This is a genomic window from Bacillus sp. EKM501B, from assembly GCF_011800505.1.
Lineage (GTDB): Bacteria > Bacillota > Bacilli > Bacillales > Bacillaceae_G > Bacillus_A > Bacillus_A cereus.
In genome coordinates this window covers 122,135-144,240 of the sequence record NZ_JAALFZ010000002.1, presented here as the reverse complement: position 1 = coordinate 144,240, position 22,106 = coordinate 122,135, and the positions used below count along the sequence as shown (strand labels likewise).

Sequence of the window (22,106 nt, the reverse complement as noted above, 5' to 3'; positions counted from 1 at the left end):
TTTATAGGAATTTTGTAGTTGTTTCATCATAGCGAACAGGATGGTGTGTTATATCCTGTTTTAATAGTTGTGTGCGTAACGGTTCGTGCATGATGGAGAAATATACAGAGTTTGCTTTTTTCTCTATATCTAAAGCGGCATGGTCGAATGTTTTTGTATGAGTAAGGATTGGAAGTTCGATTTTTTTCTTGTTTTTTGAAAGGTAAGTTTGTCCTTTTTGTGACATACCTAGCAGGCGAATATATGGTGCGTGTTGTTCTATATTTGCGCTACGTATTTCCTCTTTTGTTGTGTTTGTTAAAATGTGTGTACAAGCTCTTTGTAATCTAGTCCATGTATAACGTTTTGTTTTTAATGCTTCCATGAATGAATAGAAGGAGGAACTGTTTTGTATTTTTGATAAAATACGATGCTCTAAACCTTCTTCTATTTCATATATATGTCGTAAGTCCCCTGGAGACATCGTCATGAGTCTATATTTAAAAAATGAAAAGTATTGTTCCCAATTATGTAATATCCCGTAGTTTTGTTTGTAATTTGCTAAAAGCGAAGTGGTTGCCTGTGGGAGAAAAGGTTCAATTGTTGTAAATGATCCTTCTTCGCTAAAGAGTTGTTTTCGGATGCTTGTCGCGCTTGCAATATGTTGGTCATTAAATGTTTCATCATGATAATGAGAGGCAAATCTTTTTATAGTTTGAGCTTGTATAGAGCTATTTTGTGACAGAATTGCTTTCATATATTGGAAGCCTAAAATATTATTTGGTTGTGACATATCTATGTTTTTTTCAGATGTTAAAATGTGTGAGAAAGCATCCGATGTTGCTTTTGCATAACTATTACCAGCGTCCATGAATTGTTTTACAAGGCAGTTAAAAGTCTCATCTTCGTTTTTTTGTACGGAGATGGTATTATAAAAATTTTCGATTTGTCCATCCTCACTACCGAAACAAATTTCAGAAACACGTAGGGCATTTAAAATGGAAATAGCACCATTTGCGAAGGTTTCAGCCTTTTGTGTTGCAAAGACGTATGGAAGCTCTACAACAAGGTCTACGCCGTTTGCTAAGGCCATTTTAGTGCGATACCATTTGGAAATGAGTGCGGGCTCACCACGCTGTAAAAAAGGACCACTCATAACGGCAATTATTATATCGGATTGTGTTAACTTTTTTGTCTGTTGCACATGATAAAGATGACCGTTATGAAAAGGGTTATATTCAACAACAATACCACCAGCTTTTATGGTAATCTCTCCTTTCGATGTAGCATCTTTTTGAAAAACGTGATACTCTATATATTATTTACTATGATGACTTCATTATAGTGTAAAGAAAAAACATTGACAAATATAAAATGGCTAGCTATAATTTTGTTTGTTGCCTTGAGGTGATATGATATGAAATGGTCCATCCATCAATTGAATAAATTGAGAAATAAAGGATTGACATTGGATGAGATGGTAGATGTAAGTGAGCTAAAAGAGGTCGAGAAAGATATTCGTGAAATTAATCCTGTTCATGTAACGGGAAGAGTTGATTTTGGCTCCGGTAAGTTTACGTTTCATCTACATATAACTGGAAGCATGGTTTTACCATGTTCTCGCTCTTTAGTAGATGTGACATTACCATTTGACATTAAAACAACTGAGGTGTTCCAAACTTCACAAGAAGAATTTGAAACTGAAGCTGAAATTCATTCTTTAGAAGGAGAAGTACTTGACTTACTGCCCGTAATCAAGGAAAATATACTTTTGGAGATTCCAATGCAAATTTTCAGTGATGATGTTTCTGGTGGAGCACCGACGCAAGGTCAAGACTGGCAAGTGATTTCGGAAGAAGACAAAGAAAAGACTGTTGATCCAAGATTGGCAGGACTTGCAAAGTTTTTTGACAAATAATCGGAAGACTGGTTCAGGCCTTCATATGAAAATAACTATTTCTTTTAAGGAGGTGGGAAGAATGGCTGTACCTTTTAGAAGAACTTCTAAAACAGTAAAAAGAAAGCGTCGTACGCATTTCAAATTATCAGTACCTGGTATGGTAGAGTGCCCAAGCTGTGGTGAAGCGAAATTAGCTCACCGTGTATGTAAAGCATGCGGTACTTACAAAGGTAAAGAAGTAATCAGCAAGTAATTGCGGGAAAATAAACGCAGAAGATATCTTCTGCGTTTATTTTTTTGTCTTAATCTTTAGTTGTTGTATTCTATCTTTTCTAGTAACTGCATATGCTTAATAAAAAATGCATAGGGAGGACTAGAGAGATGGCGACAACAAGACAAGATGCTTGGACTGATGATGAAGATTTGCTTCTGGCAGAAGTAGTACTCCGGCATATTCGAGAAGGTGGAACACAACTTTCTGCCTTTAAGGAAGTGGGGAAAAATTTATCTCGTACACCAGCAGCATGTGGGTTTAGATGGAATTCTTACGTAAGAAAGCAATATAAAGAACGTATTGAGGAAGCAAAGCAACTTCGTAAAGTAGAAAATTATGAAGTGAAAGAGACAAAGGTGTTAGAACCTACGTCAATTACGTTGAATGATGTTATTGATTTCTTGCAAAATTATAAAGATGAAAACTCTTTAACGGTGTTGCAACAACAAGTTGAATCATTACAAACAGAAAGAGAGCGTCTTCTGGAGCGATTATCAGTATATGAAGAAGAGTATAGAACACTACTTGATTATATCGATCAAAAAAGAAGTGTAATGGTAGCGGAAAGAAACAATGCTCGCTCGAATGAGAAGTTAGAGAAGCTTAAGAAATAAAAAACAGCTGTTATACAGCTGTTTTTTTATTTCTTAAGCCGATTCTTCGTTTGTAACCGCATTCAAATTTGCTTCTGGATGCCAAATATAAAAATCTCCATCAGTTACTGATACGGGGTTGAAATTTAATTTATCCCAAAAACCAGCTGAATGAATACGTGCTATCGTTTTAATAGGAAATTGCATTTGTTTCGCATGATTTACAAGCATTTGCCCGAATCCTTGTTTTTGAAAAGTTGGTAATACTTCAAGTTTATAAAGTTCTAGGTAGGGACCTGTAATTTCGAATGGTTCTCCGCCGTTTCTTTTCATATATAGACTCATACGTGCGATTAGTGATCCGCCATAATAAATACCGTAAAATGGAGATTCACTGTCGTTTTCAATAATGTTTGCTTGTAATTCTTCCAGCATAGATAGTTCCTGGGCTCCGCACCCTTTAAATTTTTTGAATTCATCTAACGTTTTATAATTGATGAGCAAGCGCTCAACTTTTGGGAATCCCATTACATCACATCCTTTTCTTGTCTCGTTGAATGCAGAAAAGTAAAAATATTTATAATAATAGTATAACTCATTTTTTTATTTTTATGAAGAAGATAGTATATTTCTTTTTTTATTTTTTTGAGGATTTGCTAAACTAAGAGTAGAAGCGTATTAATAGGTGGTACATACATAGTGAAAAATGAGAGTATATTTGTTGGGCAGAGGACAGCGGAATTATAGGGCGTGCTCAGGTGCTTTAAAAAGATATAAAGGGGGGAAGGCAAGGGCGCTTAGTGTGAATTCCTTGTGTGAAAATGAAAATTGGAATTGTCGGACCAGGTGCTATTGGTCTATTGTATACATTTTATTTACAAAAAAATAACCAAGATGTTACGTTGTTTACAAGAACAGCTAAGCAAGCTGAAGAATTAAATGAAACAGGTGTAACTTGTATTAGAGATGGAAGATGTGAAACAGTATATCCATCTGTTTTACCGATAGAAAGTATGGTAGCGCAAAATTTAGATTATATATTTATTGCTGTGAAGCAATATCATATAGATGACGTACTACCGTTTGTGGAAGGGGCATCATCATTAATCTTTTTGCAAAACGGAATGTCGCATCTTCAAAAGATGCTGAACATAGGGAGTAAAAATATAGCTGTTGGTATTGTAGAACATGGTGCGAAAAAAGAGGGAGGGCATATCGTTCATCATACTGGGATAGGGGTAACAAAATTTGGAGTGGTTTGTGGTCAATCTATACATTTTAAAAAAATATTCAATTATTTTCCTGTTGCTTATTTTCCAGTTCAAATAGAAACGGATTGGGAAGAGATTATGCATAAAAAATTAGTAGTAAATGTATGTATCAATCCGTTGACAGCACTATTGGGAGTTAAGAATGGTGAATTAATCACGAATCGTTTTTTTTATCAAATGATGGAGCAAGTGTTTCAGGAGGCAGCATTTCTTATTAGAGGAGAAAAAGAAATGGTATGGCAAATGGTACGAAATGTGTGTGAAGGAACGTCTCGTAATACATCTTCTATGCTAGCGGATGTAAGAGCGAGTAGAAAGACGGAAATTAATGCGATTGTTGGATATGTATTAGAAGAAGCTAAGAAACAGCAACGACCAGTTCCGACACTTCAATTTTTGTTCGATGCAATAAAAGGTTTAGAAACAAGAGTATAAGTGTTATTCTTTGCTTTTACGTGAAACATTGACTACAATGTGGATTGGTGAGAGAACTGGATACGAAAGGAAGAATTATATGGAGATAAAAGAAATCTCTGTTCCGCAACAAGGTATTGTAGCGGACTATATGAACGGTAAAAAAGAGATACAGTCATGTTTTGATTATATGTTAACAGAAGATGCTTTTAAACAACGTTTACATGATTTGCGTGAAAGGGAGTTTTTCCGCCAAGATTTAGTAGCGCATTTATTAGAATATAATACAAAATTACAAGCGGGAGAATCTACACTTCAAAATGTAAAAGCGCTTGGAGATGAAAATACATATGTTGTTATAGCTGGACAACAAGCGGGGTTATTAACTGGACCGCTTTATACAATTCATAAAGTTATTTCAATTTTACAGCTTGCAAAGGAAAAGGAAGAAAGTTTAGGAGTTAAAGTTGTCCCTGTCTTCTGGATTGCGGGTGAAGACCATGATATGGATGAGATTAATCATACTTTTGTAGCGAAAAATAAAAAGATGAAAAAAACTATTTTTTATGACCGTAATCCGAAAAAGGCAAGTGCTTCTGAGTCTGAACTTTCTGTTGAAGATTGTAGAAATTGGATTGAAGAGATTTTTAAAACATACCCAGAAACAAATTTTACAAAAGATGTATTAAAATTTGTTGATGATGCTTTGAAAAAATCGAATACGTATGTAGATTTCTTTGCTCATCTTATTACGAAAATCTTTGCTAATTCTGGTTTAATCCTTGTTGATTCACATCATCCTGAATTAAGAAAGTTAGAAATTCCATTTTTCAAGCGAATTATAAGTAAGTATAAAGAGGTACAAGAGGGCCTTCGTAATCAGCAGGAAGTAATTAAAGAACTAGGATACAAACCGATTATTGAAACGAAGTCTCATGCAGTGCATATATTCATGGAAATAGATAATGAACGAGTATTGCTTGAAGAGCATCAAGGTAAGTTTGTTGGAAAGGATGGGGCGCATTCCTTTTCATACGAAGAGTTGATTGAAGAGATGGAGAGAAATCCGGCACGTTTTAGTAATAATGTTGTAACACGTCCTCTTATGCAAGAGTATGTATTTCCTACGCTCGCATTTATTGGAGGTCCAGGGGAATTAGCTTATTGGAGTGAATTACAACAAGTATTCCATACTGTCGGTTTTCAAATGCCACCTGTCGTTCCTCGTCTTACAATTACTTATGTGGAGAGAGATATAGCGACAGATTTATTCGATCTGCAATTGAGAGAAATTGATCCGTTTTTAAATGATGTCGATAAACTGCGTGAAAACTGGTTGTCTAATCAAATAGAGGAACCGATTGATGATCATTTTGAAAAGGCGAAAAAAGAAATTGCCGATATTCATACATCTTTACAGCAATTTGTAAAGAAAATAGAGCCAGGGTTAGGTGCGTTTGCAGGGAAAAACGAATTGAAAATTAATGAACAAATTGAACTGTTGGAAAGAATGTTGAAAAGAAATGTTGAGAAAAAGTATGAGGTTCAGCTAAATAAATTCCGCCGTATACAATTCGCACTTCGTCCATTAGGTGCGCCGCAAGAACGTGTGTGGAATGTATGTTATTATTTAAATCAGTTTGGTTTGGACTTCGTTGATCGTGTAATGGAAAACCCTTTTTCTTGGGACGGAAAACATCATGTTATAAAACTATAAAATCTTGCTCTTTGGAGCAGGATTTTATTTTTATTCCGTTGAATTTACTGTGAAGTGATTTTTTTTCTGAATTATCAATCAAAAAATGTTAGATATGGCAATTGTGTTGGATACTTAAATATATGACAAAATAGCACAAAATGTAAACGTATTATTCGCTTTTTCGACAGTTTTTTATTTAAATTCCCGCAAAAGATGATAAAATTTAGTATATAATAAAAGAAAATAGCGATTTGTATAGTATGTTGCCTTTGTTGGTAAGTTAAATGAGTCGTTCTTTCGTATTATTTCATTCTCTAAGCGTGAAATATGTGTTTAGAGGAAGGGATACATTCAACATAATTAATTGGAAAAAGAGTAGGTGCAACAATGTTTAAACACGTAACAGTGCTTTTAAAGGAAACAGTAGACGGCTTAGATATAAAGCCAGATGGTACATATGTAGATTGTACACTGGGGGGAGGAGGACATAGTTCTTATTTATTATCCCAATTAACTGAAGGTGGAAAATTAATAGCGTTTGATCAAGATGAGATAGCGATTCAAAACGCGAAAGAAAAGTTCTCTTCATACGGTGAACAGTTTATAACAGTAAAGAGTAACTTCCGTTATTTAGCTGAAAAACTGCAGGAAATAGGTATAACAGAAGTAGATGGTATTTTATTTGATTTAGGTGTTTCATCCCCACAATTAGATACACCAGAACGAGGCTTTAGTTATCATCATGATGCACCGCTAGATATGCGGATGGATCAAGATGCCCCATTAACAGCGTATGATGTTGTAAATAGCTGGTCATATGAACAACTTGTAAGGATTTTCTTCCAATACGGTGAAGAGAAATTTTCAAAACAAATTGCAAGAAAAATTGAAGCTTATCGTGAGAATAAAGCTATTGAAACGACAGGAGAATTAGTAGAGCTAATTAAAGAAGGTATTCCGGCTCCAGCTCGTAGAACGGGTGGGCATCCTGCTAAGCGAGTGTTTCAGGCAATTCGTATAGCTGTAAATGATGAATTAAAAGTATTTGAAGAAGCATTGGAATCTGCTATTGAGATGGTTAAGCCAGGTGGAAGAGTTAGTGTTATAACATTCCATTCATTAGAAGATCGTATTTGTAAAACAACGTTTAAGCGAAATAGTACAACGCCACAATTGCCGCCAGGATTACCGATTATTCCTGATGAATTTAAGCCGAAATTAAAGCTTATTACAAGAAAACCGATTTTACCTTCTGATATAGAGCTAGAAGAAAATAATCGTGCGCGTTCTGCGAAGTTGAGAATCGCTGAAAAACGATAAAAGGGAGAGAGAGGTATGACTAATTTAGCTGTAAAGTACAAACAACAAGCGCAAGAAGAGGTGCAAATTCAAACGCCCCCACAGCAGATGGCTAAGCCGAAGGTTAAAGCGAAAATTACAAGAATCGAAAAACTGTTGTATGTAGCGTTTATTGGCTTTTTATTGTATGCCTGTGTCGCGTTTATTGGAAATAAAGCAGGCCTTTATCAAGTTAATGTAGAAGCAGCGACGATAGAAGAAAAAATTGTGCAGCAGCAAAAAGAAAATCAAGAATTACAAGCTGAAGTAGAGAAGTTAAGTCGCTATGAACGAATCGCTGAAGTTGCAAAAAAACACGGGCTAGAAATTAATGCGAATAATGTGAAAGGCCTCAAATAAGGCAATAGGTGTGAAGGAACGATGAAGAAGAATATGACTAAATTTCATACCAATAAGGGAGCAGGTTATTTTATGATATTTTTCCTCCTGCTCTTTTTGCTGTTATTAGCCCGATTTTTTTACATACAATCAACAGGAACAGTTCATAATCAGGATTTAGATGCACTTGCTAAACAAAAGCATAGTAAAAAAGGAGTTCTTGAAGCGAACAGAGGAACCATTTATGATCAAAACGGTCATGTGTTAGCGCAAGACGCAAACTCTTACAAAATGGTAGCTGCACTAAAAGGTGCTAACTCAGTTGAGAATAAAGAAGATACTGCAAAGAAAATTGCAGGAGTACTTGGAAAAGGCGAAGAGGATATTTTAGCGACGTTAAATAAAGATAAAAGTCAAGTGGAATTTGGGAAGATAGGTAAGGGCTTGACGAAAGAAAAGAAAGAACAAATAGAAGCATTGAAATTGCCAGGGGTTTCTTTTATTACCGAAAATGCGAGAGTTTATCCAAATGGTGATTTCGCATCTTATGTTATAGGGCATGCGAAACCGAATGAAGATGGAATTGCAGTAGGTCAATTTGGATTAGAAAAAAGTTTGGATAAATATTTAGGAGCTTCAAATGGAGAGGTAGCTTATACAGGCGATCGTAGGGGGGTATCTCTTGACGGTGGGAAAGTGAATGTGAAGGCACCTAAAAATGGAGATAATGTATATTTGACAATGGATCAACGTATTCAAAGTTATTTAGAAGACGCGATGAAATCGGCGAGTCAACATTATGAGCCGGAAAGTTTAATTGGAATTGTGGCGGATCCGAAAACGGGGAAAATATTAGCAATGTCTAGTAAACCTAGTTATGATCCGAACATAGAGAATAATAAATACTTTTATAATGACGCAATTGCCAATGCATTTGAACCTGGATCAACAATGAAAATTTTCACGTTAGCTGCAGCTATTAATGAAGGTGTGTACAAAGGCCAAGATTATTATCAGTCCGGGACATATCAAGTCGGAAATAGGAAAATAAAAGATCATAACGGTGGTGCTGGTTGGGGCTCTATCACGTTTGATGAAGGGGTAGAGCGTTCTTCAAACGTAGCGTTTGCAATTTTAGGAGATCAAAAACTTGGTCCAGAACGTTTCCGAAAATATATTCATAGTTTTGGATTAGATGAAAAAACGAACATTGATTTATCAGGTGAAGGATCGAATACAATTTTATTTGATCAGCAAATACAACAAGTGACAACAGCTTTTGGACAAGGTTCCACTGTAACACCAATTCAGCTTGTACAAGCTGCAACGGCCATTGCAAATGATGGGAAAATGATGAAACCTTATGCAATTGATAAAATTGTAGATCCGATAACAGACAAAGTAAAATTAGAACATAAGCCAGAAGAAGTAGGAAAACCTGTTACAAAGGAAACAGCAGCGCAAGTAAGACAATTATTAGAACGTGTTGTTACATCTCCGAAAGGTACAGGGACAGCTTATAAAATTGATGGATATTCAGTTGGTGGTAAAACAGGTACAGCGCAAATTCCGGATGGAAAAGGCGGCTATATGACAGGGAGACAGAATTATATATTCTCATTCTTAGGTATGGCACCAATGGACGATCCACAACTTGTTGTGTATGTAGCTGTTAAACAGCCTAAATTAAAAGATGATGAGAACGGTGCACAACCGTTAGCTGATATTTTTAAATATGTAACAAAAAATAGTTTAGAGTATTTAAAGATTAAGCCAAATGAAGTTAAAGATCCGAAAAAACATCTGAAAGAACAACAAACTACTGTTCCGGATGTAAATGGTAAAACGATGGCTGAAGCGGGGAAAGCGATTGATAAAGCAAAACTTCGTCCAATCGTACTAGGTGAAGGGAAAGTACAGCAACAAGTACCAAAAGCGACTGAACAAACATTAAAAGGCGACCGAGTCTTCTTGGTAGGAGATAAGCCTACAATGCCAAATATACAAGGATGGGCACTGCGTGATGTTATGAATTTAGCGAAGACATTACAGCTTAACTTGAAACCTTCTGGTACAGGATACGTAACAGAACAAAGTGTGGCGGAAGGAACATTATTACAACCTGGTACAGAATTAGGTGTCACACTCGTACCGCCACTCGAACCACAGCAAGAAGCAGAAAAGCCGTAATGGTAAAAGAGAATAAGTTCTAATTAAATAAGTACAAGCATATATTGGAACAAGCTAGGCGTAAGGGAGGCTTGTTCCAATATGCGTGTATCAAATGTAACAGTTAGAAAACGACTTATTTTTATACTTATATCAGGTATACTTATTTTCACGATTATCGATATTCGTCTTGGATATGTGCAATTTTTTCTTGGGAATATGTTAACGGATCGTGCGAAAGATTCATGGAGTCGTAATATTACTTTTGAACCCGAACGTGGGAAAATTTTAGACCGAAATGGTGTGGAACTTGCCACGAATAAAAGTGCTCCAACTGTCTTTGTTGTACCGAGGCAAATTGAAAAACCAGCGGAGACTGCAGAGAAGTTAGCTGCAGTATTAGGTGTGGAAAAAGATGAGATTTATAAAAGGATTACAAAAAAAGAATCGATTGTAAGGTTAGATAAAGGCGGAAGGAAAATATCACATGACAAAGCGAAAGAAGTACGAGGATTAAGTCTGAAGGGCGTGTATATCGCAGAGGATTCTATCCGGTACTATCCATTTGGAAACTTTTTATCACATGTATTAGGTTTTGCAGGTAGCGATAACCAAGGTCTTATGGGACTAGAAAAATATTATGATAAAGAGCTAAATGGGGACAAAGGTCATGTGCGTTTTTTTGCAGATGCGAAAGGACAAAGGATGCCTAATGTTGGTGATGATTTCAAAAAGCCAGAAGCCGGTTTAAATTTAGGATTAACAATCGATGCGCGTATTACAAGGATTATGGAAAGAGAAATGAATATTGCGGAGTCAACTTATAATCCTGACGGTATGATTGCGATTGCAATGAACCCTAAAAATGGTGAAGTTTTAGGGATGTCTAGTCGACCGAGTTTTGACCCAGCGGATTTTCAAAGTGTCTCTCCAGAAGTGTATAACAGAAATCTACCTGTATGGAGTACGTATGAGCCTGGTTCAACATTTAAGATCATTACATTAGCTGCAGCATTGAATGAAAATTTAGTAGACTTAGAGAAGGATACGTTTTATGATGATGGAGCAGCTGAAGTAGGTGGAGCTAGATTGAAATGCTGGAAAGCAGGAGGTCATGGCAGTCAAACGTTTTTAGAAGTCGTTCAAAACTCATGTAACCCGGGATTTATTGAACTTGGTGATCGCCTTGGTAAAGACCGATTATTTAAATACATTCGTAATTTTGGTTTTGGGCAGAAGACTGGAATTGACTTGCAAGGTGAAGGCAGTGGGATTTTATTTAATTTAGATAAAGTTGGTCCAGTAGAGCAAGCAACAACTTCATTCGGCCAAGGAGTTTCTGTTACGCCGATTCAACAAGTAGCAGCTGTAGCGGCGGCTGTAAATGGTGGAACATTGTATCAGCCGTATATAGCTAAGGAGTTTATTGATCCGAAAAATAATCAAGTTGTTAGTAAAAAGACACCTGTTGAGAAAAGAAAAGTTATTTCCAAGGAAACTTCAGAAAAAGTTCGGTATGCATTAGAGAATGTTGTAGCGAAAGGTTCTGGTAAAGGTGCTTATATTGATGGATATCGCGTAGGTGGAAAAACGGGTACTGCTCAAAAGGTGAAGGATGGTAAATATTTAGAGAATAATTATATAGTATCTTTTATCGGATTTGCTCCAGCGGATGATCCAGAGATTGTTGTGTATGTAGCTGTTGATAATCCAAAAGGGGTTACACAGTTTGGTGGAGTGGTAGCAGCTCCGATTGTCGGGAATATCCTTCGAGATGCGCTTCCTGTTATGGGAGTGAAACCGAGAAAAGAACAAGTTGAGAAAGAATATAAATGGGGCGATACACCAACTGTGGAAGTTCCGAATTTAATTGGAATGAAAAAGAAAGACTTACAAACACAACTCGTCGATTTGAAGCTTGATATAAGTGGAGATGGAGAGAAAGTAATTAAACAATCACCAGAAGCGGGAGCTAAAGTAAAAGAAGGCTCAAAAATTAGAATTTACTTCGGGAATTAAAGGTAACATAGTACGTTTTATGGTACAATTGGTGGAAGTGAGTTCTTTATAGAACAGTTACTTAATTTGAGACAGTAAGTGTCTCATTCATAAATAGGTCAGTAGCACTTACCTCCTTATATAGGAGGTAATGTGTTGCTTACTGAAAAAAGATAAATAAACAATGTAGAGAGGGTTTAGTGAAATGAAGTTGCATACACTTGTATCATGTTTGCATGATTTTCCAGTTGTTCCAAAAGAAAATCCAGAAATCACATCTATAGAAGCTGATTCACGTAAAGTGAAAGAGGGAAGCTTATTTGTATGTATGAAAGGATATACGGTTGATAGCCATGATTTTGCTAAGCAAGCAGCGGCACAAGGAGCGGCTGCTATTGTTGCGGAAAGACCAATTGATGTTGACGTTCCAGTTGTACTTGTGAAAAATACTTTTCGTTCGTTAGCGGTTTTAGCTGATTATTTTTATGGTCAACCGACACACAAGTTACATTTAATCGGAATTACAGGTACAAATGGAAAGACAACAACATCGCATATTATGGATGAGATTATGCGAGCACATGGTCATAAAACAGGGCTAATTGGAACGATTAATATGAAAATCGGTGATGAAACATTTGAGGTGAAAAATACAACACCAGATGCACTAACACTTCAACAGACGTTTTCAAAAATGGTTGAACAAGGTGTGGACAGCACGGTAATGGAAGTTTCGTCACATGCGTTAGATCTTGGTCGTGTACACGGATGTGATTACGATGTAGCGGTGTTTACGAATTTAACACAAGATCATTTAGACTATCATAAAACGATGGAAGAATATAAACATGCAAAAGGGTTACTATTTGCACAGCTTGGCAATAGTTATAATCATAATCGTGAAAAGTACGCTGTGCTGAATAGCGATGATAATGTAACAGAAGAGTATATGAGAAGTACTGCAGCAACAGTTGTAACATATGGTATTGATACAACAAGTGACATTATGGCAAAAAATATCGTTATGACGAGTGGCGGGACTACATTTACGCTTGTCACACCATATGAAAGTGTAAATGTTACGATGAAATTAATAGGTAAATTTAATGTATATAACGTACTTGCAGCAACAGCAGCAGGACTTGTTTCGGGTGTGAAATTAGAAACAATCATTGCTGTTATAAAAGAACTAGCTGGGGTTCCAGGGCGTTTTGAAGTTGTTGATGGAGGACAAAATTATACAGTTATTGTTGATTACGCACATACGCCGGATAGTTTAGAAAATGTATTAAAAACTGCAAAACAATTTGCAAAAGGTGATGTGTATTGTATCGTTGGTTGTGGCGGCGATAGGGACCGAACGAAGAGACCGATAATGGCAAGTGTTGCAACAAAATATGCAACTCATGCAATTTACACATCAGATAATCCAAGAAGTGAAGATCCAGCGGCTATTTTAGATGATATGGTACATGGTGCAAGTGGGAAAAATTATGAAGTGATTATTGATAGAAAAGAAGCGATACACCATGCAATCACTAAAGCGAAAGCAGATGATATCATTATTATTGCTGGTAAGGGTCATGAAACGTATCAAATTATTGGTAAAGAAGTTCATCATTTTGATGATCGTGAAGTTGCTAAAGAAGCAATTAAAGGGCGTTTAAGCAACGAAGAGTAACAACGTGAGAGGAGGACTACATGTGCTTGAGCAAGGTTTATTAGTAACGGCTGGGGTAGCATTCTTAATTTCTGTTGCCCTTTCGCCATTGTTTATTCCATTTTTAAGAAAATTAAAGTTCGGACAGAGTATTCGTGATGAGGGACCAAAGTCACATCAAAAAAAATCAGGGACACCGACAATGGGTGGTATCGTCATATACGTATCTATGATGGTAACTTCACTTATTATGGCGATTAAGTTTAATTATTTAGGTGCAGAGGTTTCGTTATTACTATTAGTGACGTTTGGTTACGGCTTGATTGGATTTTTAGATGACTACATAAAGGTAGTTAAGAAGAGAAATCTTGGTTTAACATCAAAACAAAAATTAGTAGGTCAGCTTGTTATTGCTATTGCATTCTTTTTAATTGGAAAAGGGCAAGCGTTCCACACATACATCATGATTCCGGGAACGGATGTTAAGTTTGAATTAGGTTGGGCGTATTTCGTACTTGTACTATTTATGCTTATTGGTGGATCAAATGCAGTTAACTTAACTGACGGTTTAGATGGTTTATTATCAGGAACAGCTGCTATTGCATTTGGAGCATTTAGTATTATTGCTGTGGCACAAGAGCAATTTGGAGTGGCGATATTCTGTATGGCAGTTGTAGGAGCTGTACTTGGATTTTTAGTATTCAATGCGAATCCAGCAAAAGTGTTTATGGGAGATACAGGTTCATTAGCTTTAGGTGGAGCCATTGCAGCTGTAGCGATTTTATTAAAACAAGAATTGCTACTTGTAATTATCGGCGGAGTATTCGTAATGGAAACTTTATCGGTTATCATTCAGGTCATTTCATTTAAAACAACAGGAAAACGTGTCTTTAAAATGAGTCCATTACACCATCATTATGAATTATGTGGTTGGTCAGAGTGGCGTGTTGTTGTGACGTTTTGGTCTGCAGGATTTTTATTAGCTGTGTTAGGAATTTATATCGGGGTGTGGATGTAATTGAAAACTGTAACTGAATTTCAAAATAAGAATATTCTTGTATTAGGCATTGCAAAAAGTGGTTATGCAGCAGCTACATTGTTACAAAAGTTAGGGGCAAATGTTATTGTAAATGACGGAAAGCCTTTAGCAGAGAATGTACTTGCTGCAGAATTACAAGCAAAAGGAATGGACGTTGTATGCGGTGGTCATCCTTTAGAATTATTAGAGAGAAATATTTCTCTTGTAGTAAAAAATCCAGGAATCCCGTATTCTAATCCAATATTAGTTGCTGCGAAAGAAAAGCAAATTCCGATTGTTACGGAAGTTGAATTAGCATATCGTATTTCAGAAGCACCATTTGTTGGGATTACGGGGTCTAACGGTAAAACGACGACGACAATGCTGACATTTGAAATGCTAAAAGAAGGACAAAAGCATCCTGTAATTGCAGGGAACATTGGAACTGTAGCGTGTGAAGTAGCACAGGATGCAAAAGAAAATGAAGTTGTAGTTACAGAACTTTCATCGTTTCAATTGATGGGAGTAGAATTGTTCCAACCTAAAATTGCTGCGTTTTTAAATTTATTTGAGGCCCACTTAGATTATCATGGGACGAAGAAAGAATATGGTTTAGCGAAAGCAAATATTTTTAAAAACCAAACAGAAAATGATTATAGTGTAATAAATGCGGATGATGCAGATGTGATGGCTTTGTCTGCGTATTCTAAAGGTCAAAAAATCCTGTTTTCGACAACGAAAGAAATTGAAGATGGCGCGTGTATAAAAGATAACGCTCTTTATTTCAAAGGTGAAAAAGTTGTTGAAGTAAGCGATATCGTTTTACCTGGTCAACATAATCTAGAAAATATTTTAGCTGCGATGAGTATTGCGAAATTATTAGGTACTTCTAATGAAGCAATTACGGTCGTGTTAAAACGTTTTACGGGTGTAAAACATCGTTTAGAATATGTAACAACGATTAACAACCGTAAGTTTTATAACGATTCAAAAGCAACGAATATGTTAGCGACTGAGAAAGCACTATCTGCGTTTACACAACCGATTGTGTTACTAGCAGGTGGGCTTGATCGCGGAAATGAATTCGATGATTTAATTCCGTATTTCAAAAATGTAAAAGCGATTGTAACATTTGGACAAACAGCTCCCAAACTAGTAAGAGCGGCAGAAAAAGCGGGATTAGATATAATTGAAAGTGTCGATACTTTAGATGAAGCAGTGGTGAAGGCTTATGCTCATTCTAAAGATGGCGATGTCGTTCTTCTTTCTCCAGCGTGTGCAAGCTGGGATCAATTTAAAACATTTGAAGAAAGAGGAGACATTTTTATACAAGCTGTGCATAAACTTATATAAAGTAAATCAAAACATCAGTAGGCTAACACCTACTGATGTTTTGTTACATAGGGCAAAAGGTTCTGCCTAAAGAGGTGGTGTTTGTGGGTAATGAAGAAAACGCCTGATTTTATTCTCATCATCGTAACACTTTCATTGTTGACAATCGGAATGATTATGGTTTATAGTGCGAGTGCAGTTTGGGCCTCTTATAAAATGGGGGACTCATTCTTTTTTGCAAAAAGACAATTACTGTTTGCGGGTCTTGGTGTAGTAGCTATGTTTTTTATTATGAAAATTGATTATTGGGTGTGGCGTACGTATTCAAAAGTGATTTTGCTAGTTTGCTTCATTCTTCTTATTCTCGTTCTTATTCCTGGAGTAGGTCTTGTTCGAGGAGGAGCACGAAGTTGGATTGGAATCGGAGCATTTTCGATTCAACCGTCAGAATTTATGAAGTTTGCGATGATTATTTTCTTGGCAAAGTTTTTAGCAGAACGTCAAAAATTGATTACATCTTTTAAACGTGGTTTATTACCGGCTCTTAGTTTTGTTTTTCTTGCTTTTGGGATGATTATGTTACAGCCAGACCTTGGGACAGGAACGGTAATGGTTGGGACATGTATCATTATGATATTCATTTCGGGAGCGAGGGTCTTTCACTTTGCAATGTTTGGTTTGATTGGTGTAGCAGGATTTGTAGGGTTAATTGCATCAGCACCGTATCGAATGAAACGTATTACATCATATTTAGATCCGTGGTCAGATCCGCTCGGAAGTGGATTTCAAATTATCCAATCATTACTTGCAATTGGACCTGGTGGATTATTTGGGCTTGGACTTGGACAAAGTAGACAAAAATTTCTTTATTTACCTGAACCGCAAACTGACTTTATATTTGCGATCTTATCCGAGGAATTAGGTTTTATTGGTGGTTCATTTGTGTTATTATTATTTAGTCTATTATTATGGCGCGGGATTCGTATCGCATTAGGAGCGCCAGATTTATATGGTACGTTTTTAGCAGTAGGTATTGTGGCGATGATTGCGATTCAAGTAATGATTAATGTTGGTGTTGTAACAGGACTGATGCCTGTTACGGGTATTACCTTGCCGTTTTTAAGTTATGGTGGATCAAGTTTGACATTAATGTTAATGGCAGTAGGTGTATTATTAAATATAAGTCGCCATTCTCGCTACTAAACCCTGTTTATAAGACAGGGTTTTTCGTATGTGTGTAAAAATGCAATATGTATATAGAAATAAATATAATGGAAATAAGAAAAGAGAAGCGGAGGAGTTAGTAGTGCGTGTATTAGTGAGTGGTGGGGGTACTGGTGGTCATATTTATCCAGCTCTTGCTTTAATTAGAGAAATAAAAAAGTTAAATCCAGAAGCAAGATTTTTATATATTGGTACGGAAAATGGACTAGAGAGTACAATCGTTCCAAAAGCAGGTATACCATTTCAATCTATTGTTATAAGTGGATTTAAACGAAAAATATCATTAGATAATGTGAAAACAGTAATGCGTTTTCTAAAAGGTGTACAGGATAGTAAACGATATATTCGTCGTTTTAATCCGGATATTGTAATTGGAACGGGTGGATATGTATGTGGACCAGTTGTATACGCTGCAGCCAAATTAGGTATTCCAACTATTGTACATGAACAAAATAGTGTACCAGGTGTAACGAACAAGTTTTTAAGCCGTTATGTTGATAAAGTTGCTGTTTGTTTTGAAGCAGCTATAGAGCATTTTCCAGAGTCAAAAGTGGTAATGACAGGTAATCCACGAGCATCAGAGGTAATGGATCAAAATGGAATGAAGGGGAAACGTTCAGTTGGGCTTTCTCTTCCTAAAAAGTCTGTACTTATATTTGGTGGAAGTCGTGGGGCTAGACCGATTAACGATGCCTTCGTTGAAGCAATTGAACAGTTTGGGAACAAAAGCTACGAAATACTATATGTAACGGGTGAAGTACATTATGATAAAGTGATGGAAGCCGTGAAGCAAAAAGGGAACCCAAGCAATGTTATTATTAAGCCGTTCATTCATAATATGCCAGAGGTACTAACTGGTGTAGACCTTGTTGTTTCAAGGGCTGGGGCAACAACACTTGCAGAATTAACAGCGTTAGGAAAACCAAGTGTGTTAATACCGAGTCCATATGTAACAAATAATCATCAGGAAAAGAATGCACGTTCAGTTGTTGATAAAGGAGCGGCAAAAATGTTACTTGAAAAAGATTTAACAGCTGAAACGCTTATTCGTGATATTGATGAGATTTTATTGAATGCACAAACATTACAAAATATGAAGCTAGCGGCTAAGCAACTAGGTATTCCAGATGCAGCAAATAAGCTGTATGAAGTAATGAATAAGCTTGTAAAAAAATAAAGTGAGGCTCTAATCAGTGGGGAGTGATTCTCTCTCGTTGATTATTATCTTTCACTAATCGGATGTTTACTGACATCCTGATTCCGCCTAATTTCTTTGTTATCGCCGAATTTTGATTTAAGAGCTGTACTGCCCGTAAATAGCGGGATAACGTTAGATGAACGCCCTGCATATTATTGTCATAAGGAGACTTAATATGGGGGAGATTGTCTATGGAACAATTAGTAAATGAGCTTATAGAAGCAGACGTTGGTCGTGTTTTAGTTAACGAGCCGTTAGCACGTTATACAACTATGAAAATAGGTGGACCAGCGGACATTTTAATTGTGCCAAAGCATGTAGCCGGTATTGAAAAAACATTACAGTTAGTAAAGCAATACAAAACGAAGTGGACTGTAATTGGTCGCGGTTCAAACCTTCTTGTATCTGATCAAGGCATAGAAGGTGTTGTTATTCGTTTAGGAGAAGGATTAGATCACTTAGAGGTCGAAAAACATAAGGTAAGAGTTGGTAGTGGATATCCTCTTATTAAATTGTCAACTTTACTTAGTCGTCAAGGGTTAGCTGGATTGGAGTTTGCGAGCGGTATTCCAGGAAGTGTCGGTGGTGCAGTATATATGAATGCAGGTGCACATAAATCGGATATATCGAGTGTATTATCGAAGGCTCTCATTCTGTTTGAAGACGGTACAATTGCCTGGTTAACGAATAAAGAACTGGAGTTTTCTTATCGGTCATCTGTATTGCAAACGAAACGTCCTGGTATTGTTTTAGAAGCGGAGTTTCAATTACAGGCGGGAAAACGTGAAGAAATTGTACGTAGCATGCAAAATAATAAAGACTACCGCCGTGAAACGCAACCATGGAATCATCCGTGTGCAGGAAGTATATTTCGGAATCCAATCCCACATTTTGCAGGAGATTTAGTAGAAAAAGCAGGGCTTCGTGGTTATAGGATTGGTGGAGCTCAAATTTCTGAAATGCATGGCAATTTTATTGTTAATACCGGGGGAGCTTCAGCGCAAGATGTATTGTCTTTAATTGAATTAATAAAACATACAATTAAGGATAAATTTGATGTAGATATGCACACAGAAGTAGAAATCATTGGAAGATAACGGTTATTCGTTCCGCTCATTATCATTTATGTTATAATAAGAAGATAAGAACGGCATGAGGAACATGCCGTTCTTTATGTTACATAGGGGGATCGTACATGAATAATAGTAAAGTGATTAAACTACAAGATCGTGTACCAAAATTGAAAAATCAAAAGAAAAAAAACAAAAAAAATGTTAATCATCGATTGATTTTATACATATCAATTTTATTTTTATTAGTGCTCTTTTTAATTTATTTTCGGTCTCCGCTTAGTAATATAAAAAAGATTAGTGTGTTTGGAAATCACTATATGACGGATGAGCAAGTAATGAAGGATTCAGGCGTGACATATGATACAAGTTATTTCCGAGTGACAGCACATAAAGCTGAAGAAAACTTAACGAAGCGAAAAGAAATTAAAGCAGTAAATGTAAAAAAACGTTTTCCAAACAAGATTGATATTCATATCGAAGAATATTTAACGATTGGTTATATAAATAAAGAGGGAAAACTACAACCGTTATTAGAAAATGGAAAAACGCTTGATGTACTACCTAATGGAAAACTTCCTGTTGCAGCACCGATTTTCGAACCTTTTAAAGAAGAGAAAATGAAGGAGTTAATCGCTGAACTAGAAAAATTAACACCAGCTATTTTAAAATCTATTTCGGAGATTCGCTATTCACCAACGAATGCGAATGAAGATCATCTTACTTTATATATGAATGAAGGTTATGAAGTGAGCACTACGATTCAAAATTTCGCAAAACGTATGGAAGCCTATCCACTTATTTTAAAAACAATTGAGCCAGGTAAGAAGGTATTAATTGACTTAGAAGTAGGTGCATATACGAAAGAATTAGGTGCGGAAGACAAAAAAGAATAGAATGGTAGTTTTCGTTGCTTATAGCAGAAAAAACGAAACGAATGTTCTATTATATGTATACGAATTTAGAAGAATGGTTCATTTGATGAAAAATATGTAAAAATTCTTAGATTCATACTAGTATTGGTACAAGTTTCACTTTTCTATGAGTACATCTTAGTGTAGACTTATACTTGGCGGTAAACTTTACACTGGAAATAGAATTATTTCAAGATAAGCAGTTATTCATAGTTTACTGCGATATTCTTAATTGAATGCTAAATAAAAATAAGAAAAATATAGGGTTAAAAAAGGGAAACGTATAAAGACGTTGAATATTTTTCTTATAAATAGTAAAGTTGCGATTGTTGTTCCATATATTGAGTTGTATGGTATAAATAAAGAAGGAGGTGCCAAAGAATGAACAGCAATGAAATATATGTTAGTCTTGACATCGGTACATCCAATGTTAAAGTCATCATTGGTGAAATGGTTAATGACAGCTTAAACATTATTGGTGTTGGAAATGTAAAATCAAATGGTTTAAAGAAGGGATCGATAGTTGATATAGACGAGACTGTTCGATCAATTAAAAAAGCAATTGAACAAGCTGAGCGCATGGTGGGAATCCACATTGAGCAAGTTGTAGTAGGTGTCAATGCAAACCAGGTACAGCTACTTCCTTGTCACGGAGTAGTCGCTGTTTCAAATGAAGATCGTGAAATCGGGAATGAAGATGTCTTACGCGTTCTAGATGCAGCACAAGTTGTGTCAATTGCTCCAGAGCGTGAGTTTATTGATGTGGTACCTCGACAGTTCATCGTAGACGGTCTTGACGAGATTAACGATCCACGCGGGATGATCGGTGTAAGATTAGAAATGGAAGGTACACTTATTACAGGCTCGAGAACTTTACTACATAACCTACTTCGTTGTGTAGAAAAAGCAGGTCTTGAAATTGTTGATATTTGTCTTCAACCTTTAGCGGCTGCAACAGTTGCTATATCTTCAGATGAAAAAAATAGAGGAGTAGCCCTTGTTGATATGGGGGGAGGATCTACAACTTTATCTATTTTTAAAGATGGAGAGTTACAAGCGACGAGCGTATTACCATTAGGTGGAGACCATATAACGAAAGATATTGCGATTGGGTTGAAAACTTCAACAGAAAATGCAGATCAAATTAAGTTGAAATATGGACATGCTTTTTATGATACAGCATCTGAAGAAGAGATGTTTACGGTTCCTATTATGGGAAGTGATCAAACAGAACAATATTCTCAGTTGGAATTATCGGATATAATAGAGGCTCGTGTAGAGGAAATTTTAATGTTTGTTCAAGATGAAGTGCGTAAGTTAGGAGTAAAGCAAGTGGCTTCTGGTTATGTACTAACTGGCGGAATTGCTTCTATGCCAGGTGTTCTTGATCTTGCATATGATATTTTACATGAAAATGTTCGTGTAGCAACTCCTGATTATATTGGTGTGCGTGAGCCCCAATATACAAGTGGAGTTGGATTAATTAAACATTCTTATCAAAAAGCTAAATTACGTGGGAAAAATGTGCAGGAAAAGCAAGAGCATTTTGAACCAGTACCAGCACCAGCACCAACGCCGGTACAACAGCAACCCGCGAAACAAAAAACTCGTAATCAAAACAATAATAATCAAAATGATGACCGCATGATGTCAAAAGTAAAACGTGTATTCCGTTATTTATGGGATTAAAATTGGACACGAAAAATGAGGTTCTAG

At 36.3% G+C, this 22,106-nt stretch carries 19 protein-coding genes; 17 read left to right on the top strand and 2 right to left on the bottom strand.

Annotated features, from left to right (window positions below; genetic code table 11):
- Window position 1: 1 nt before the first annotated feature.
- Window positions 2-1,183 carry a nucleotidyltransferase gene (locus HFD78_RS05380; RefSeq protein ID WP_002062184.1) on the bottom strand — a complete coding sequence of 394 codons (1,182 nt, stop codon included), beginning with the start codon at window positions 1,181-1,183 and terminating at the stop codon, window positions 2-4.
- Window positions 1,184-1,396: 213 nt separating this feature from the next.
- Between HFD78_RS05380 and HFD78_RS05375 the strand changes: the two genes are divergently transcribed.
- From HFD78_RS05375 to HFD78_RS05365, 3 genes are all read left to right on the top strand, one after another.
- Window positions 1,397-1,897: a YceD family protein gene (locus HFD78_RS05375; RefSeq protein ID WP_000872149.1), complete on the top strand. Its 501-nt coding sequence runs from the start codon at window positions 1,397-1,399 to the stop codon at window positions 1,895-1,897.
- A gap of 61 nt (window positions 1,898-1,958) precedes the next feature.
- The gene (gene rpmF / locus HFD78_RS05370) at window positions 1,959-2,132 is read left to right on the top strand and encodes a 50S ribosomal protein L32 (RefSeq protein ID WP_001984764.1); all 174 of its coding nucleotides are present in this window, start codon (window positions 1,959-1,961) and stop codon (window positions 2,130-2,132) included.
- Between the two features lie 128 nt (window positions 2,133-2,260).
- Window positions 2,261-2,767, top strand: a complete 507-nt coding sequence (locus HFD78_RS05365) for an RsfA family transcriptional regulator (RefSeq protein WP_000246468.1) — start codon at window positions 2,261-2,263, stop codon at window positions 2,765-2,767.
- 33 nt (window positions 2,768-2,800) lie between these two features.
- On the opposite strand, the gene HFD78_RS05360 is transcribed toward HFD78_RS05365, so the two are convergent.
- Entirely contained in the window at window positions 2,801-3,274 is a 474-nt protein-coding gene (locus HFD78_RS05360) for an N-acetyltransferase (protein WP_000506692.1), read from the bottom strand.
- 293 nt (window positions 3,275-3,567) lie between these two features.
- Between HFD78_RS05360 and panE the strand changes: the two genes are divergently transcribed.
- The 14 genes from panE to ftsA all read left to right on the top strand — a co-directional run bounded on the left by panE (window position 3,568) and on the right by ftsA (window position 22,079).
- Entirely contained in the window at window positions 3,568-4,452 is an 885-nt protein-coding gene (panE, locus tag HFD78_RS05355) for a 2-dehydropantoate 2-reductase (RefSeq protein ID WP_002101275.1), read from the top strand.
- Window positions 4,453-4,531: 79 nt separating this feature from the next.
- Window positions 4,532-6,148, top strand: coding sequence for a bacillithiol biosynthesis cysteine-adding enzyme BshC (bshC, locus tag HFD78_RS05350; protein WP_000403027.1), 1,617 nt, complete (start codon window positions 4,532-4,534; stop codon window positions 6,146-6,148).
- A gap of 369 nt (window positions 6,149-6,517) precedes the next feature.
- Complete coding sequence (gene rsmH, locus HFD78_RS05345) at window positions 6,518-7,450, top strand: 16S rRNA (cytosine(1402)-N(4))-methyltransferase RsmH (RefSeq protein ID WP_000472508.1); 933 nt, start codon at window positions 6,518-6,520, stop codon at window positions 7,448-7,450.
- 15 nt (window positions 7,451-7,465) lie between these two features.
- Window positions 7,466-7,828: a cell division protein FtsL gene (gene ftsL / locus HFD78_RS05340; protein ID WP_000182804.1), complete on the top strand. Its 363-nt coding sequence runs from the start codon at window positions 7,466-7,468 to the stop codon at window positions 7,826-7,828.
- 21 nt (window positions 7,829-7,849) lie between these two features.
- Window positions 7,850-9,997: a penicillin-binding protein gene (locus HFD78_RS05335; protein ID WP_000739961.1), complete on the top strand. Its 2,148-nt coding sequence runs from the start codon at window positions 7,850-7,852 to the stop codon at window positions 9,995-9,997.
- An 81-nt stretch (window positions 9,998-10,078) separates the two neighbouring features.
- Window positions 10,079-11,995 (top strand): stage V sporulation protein D, encoded by a 1,917-nt coding sequence (locus HFD78_RS05330; protein WP_001266237.1) that lies wholly within the window; start codon window positions 10,079-10,081, stop codon window positions 11,993-11,995.
- Window positions 11,996-12,179: 184 nt separating this feature from the next.
- Window positions 12,180-13,655: a UDP-N-acetylmuramoyl-L-alanyl-D-glutamate--2,6-diaminopimelate ligase gene (gene murE, locus HFD78_RS05325; RefSeq protein ID WP_000766316.1), complete on the top strand. Its 1,476-nt coding sequence runs from the start codon at window positions 12,180-12,182 to the stop codon at window positions 13,653-13,655.
- Window positions 13,656-13,677: 22 nt separating this feature from the next.
- A complete protein-coding gene (gene mraY, locus HFD78_RS05320) occupies window positions 13,678-14,652 on the top strand; it encodes a phospho-N-acetylmuramoyl-pentapeptide-transferase (RefSeq protein ID WP_000893060.1) in 975 nt (324 codons plus the stop codon).
- Window positions 14,653-16,005 carry a UDP-N-acetylmuramoyl-L-alanine--D-glutamate ligase gene (gene murD, locus HFD78_RS05315; RefSeq protein ID WP_000860116.1) on the top strand — a complete coding sequence of 451 codons (1,353 nt, stop codon included), beginning with the start codon at window positions 14,653-14,655 and terminating at the stop codon, window positions 16,003-16,005.
- A 90-nt stretch (window positions 16,006-16,095) separates the two neighbouring features.
- Window positions 16,096-17,187: a stage V sporulation protein E gene (gene spoVE, locus HFD78_RS05310; RefSeq protein WP_000753520.1), complete on the top strand. Its 1,092-nt coding sequence runs from the start codon at window positions 16,096-16,098 to the stop codon at window positions 17,185-17,187.
- A gap of 103 nt (window positions 17,188-17,290) precedes the next feature.
- Window positions 17,291-18,385 carry an undecaprenyldiphospho-muramoylpentapeptide beta-N-acetylglucosaminyltransferase gene (gene murG, locus HFD78_RS05305; protein ID WP_021728036.1) on the top strand — a complete coding sequence of 365 codons (1,095 nt, stop codon included), beginning with the start codon at window positions 17,291-17,293 and terminating at the stop codon, window positions 18,383-18,385.
- Between the two features lie 212 nt (window positions 18,386-18,597).
- Window positions 18,598-19,503 carry a UDP-N-acetylmuramate dehydrogenase gene (gene murB / locus HFD78_RS05300; protein ID WP_000437021.1) on the top strand — a complete coding sequence of 302 codons (906 nt, stop codon included), beginning with the start codon at window positions 18,598-18,600 and terminating at the stop codon, window positions 19,501-19,503.
- Window positions 19,504-19,601: 98 nt separating this feature from the next.
- Complete coding sequence (gene divIB / locus HFD78_RS05295; protein WP_001065788.1) at window positions 19,602-20,372, top strand: cell division protein DivIB; 771 nt, start codon at window positions 19,602-19,604, stop codon at window positions 20,370-20,372.
- 399 nt (window positions 20,373-20,771) lie between these two features.
- On the top strand, window positions 20,772-22,079 hold the full coding sequence (ftsA, locus tag HFD78_RS05290) for a cell division protein FtsA (protein WP_001087557.1): 1,308 nt from the start codon (window positions 20,772-20,774) through the stop codon (window positions 22,077-22,079).
- Window positions 22,080-22,106: the final 27 nt, after the last annotated feature.